Raw genomic sequence first — 1,284 nt, 5'->3', positions numbered from 1 at the left:
CTTTGCCCACCCTTGTAACAGCGAGAGCGAGTATCGTCGGGCCGTTCCGTGAGGAATGCTCTGCCGCGGATGGCCGTCCACGGCAGAGCGGCTGGTGTCGGATCGAGCCCACCCTGAGCCGCTTTCGACTGCTCCGTAGCGGGATCGCGCCAGCGCCTTCATCGGACCCGGATGGTTGCCGGAACAACCTGGTTCGCTTCACAAGGCGGGGTCGACGAAGATGACGCACACTACCACGGTGACGGCCGGAATCGATACGTCCAAGGCCAAGCTCGACATTGCGGTTCATGGCCGCCCCGAGCACTGGCAGATCGACAACACGGCGGCGGGCTGGGGCCGGCTGGCGGAGATTCTGACCCATGCAGGGGTCGGCAGGGTCGGCATCGAAGCGACCGGCGGATACGAGCGCGGGGTCGTGCGCCACCTGCGGAGCGCGGGCTTCGTGGTCGTGGTCCTGCAGCCGATCCAGGTGCGAGCCTATGCCCGTGTCCACAAGCGTCGCGCCAAGAACGACGCGCTCGATGCCGTGCTCATCGCGGCCTGCACGGCGGCCCTCGACAGTCCGGCGAAGGACTGCGACGAGCGGTTGGAGGATCTGGCCGGACAACTCACCTTCGTCGAGCAGATCGAGGAGGACATCGCGCGGCTGAAGGTTCGTCTCGAGCACATCGACACCCCGCGGCTGCGGCGGCTGGTCGAAACCGACATCACCCGCCTGAAGGCCCGGCGAGCCGCCGAGATGGCGCGGATCGTCGCTCGGCTGCGCACCCATGCCGATCTCGCCCTGCGCTTCGATCTCGTCCTCAGCGTGCCCGGCATCGGCGAGCGCACCGCTCTCGCGCTCGTCGTGCGCATGCCCGAGCTCGGGCGCGTCAGCCGCGAGGAGGCCGCCGCGCTCGCCGGCCTCGCCCCGTTCGACGACGACAGCGGAACCCACGCCGGCCAACGCCACATCGCCGGCGGTCGAGGGCGACTGCGCCGCTCCCTCTTCGCCGCCGCTCTGCCGGCAGCGTTCCGATGGAACAAGGCCCTCGTCGACCTCTACGCCCGCCTCACCGCTCGCGGCAAAGCCCACAATGCCGCCCTCGTCGCCTGCGCCAGGAAGCTCCTGATCTACGCCAACACCGTCGTCCAGCGTGGAACGCCATGGACTGAACGCCCCGCCCCCTGACCCCTCTTCACCCCCGAACAAACCTGCATGCTGTTGCGGCTGCCCTGGGGGGCTTGTGGGCAGGCGATCTCGCCTGTCCACAAATCCCCAGCTCCTAAACCACTCAAAATCTA

Annotated in this window: 1 protein-coding gene; it reads left to right on the top strand. The window is 68.2% G+C overall.

The genetic code is table 11. The annotated features are described in order from the left end of the window. Positions 1 to 220: 220 nt before the first annotated feature. The gene (locus ACFSOX_RS23600; protein WP_378480261.1) at positions 221 to 1,171 is read left to right on the top strand and encodes an IS110 family RNA-guided transposase; all 951 of its coding nucleotides are present in this window, start codon (positions 221 to 223) and stop codon (positions 1,169 to 1,171) included. Positions 1,172 to 1,284: the final 113 nt, after the last annotated feature.

The sequence above is a fragment of the Rhodoplanes azumiensis genome, from assembly GCF_042682915.1.
GTDB classification, from domain to species: Bacteria; Pseudomonadota; Alphaproteobacteria; order Rhizobiales; family Xanthobacteraceae; genus Rhodoplanes; species Rhodoplanes azumiensis.
The sequence above is the reverse complement of the archived record's forward strand: the minus strand, read 5'-3'. Positions and strand labels throughout refer to the sequence as shown.

What these genes read in the sequence shown, in the direction of transcription:
- ACFSOX_RS23600 (WP_378480261.1), top strand. Translation starts at nt 221, where the DNA reads ATGACGCACACTACCACGGTGACGGCCGGAATCGATACGTCCAAGGCC.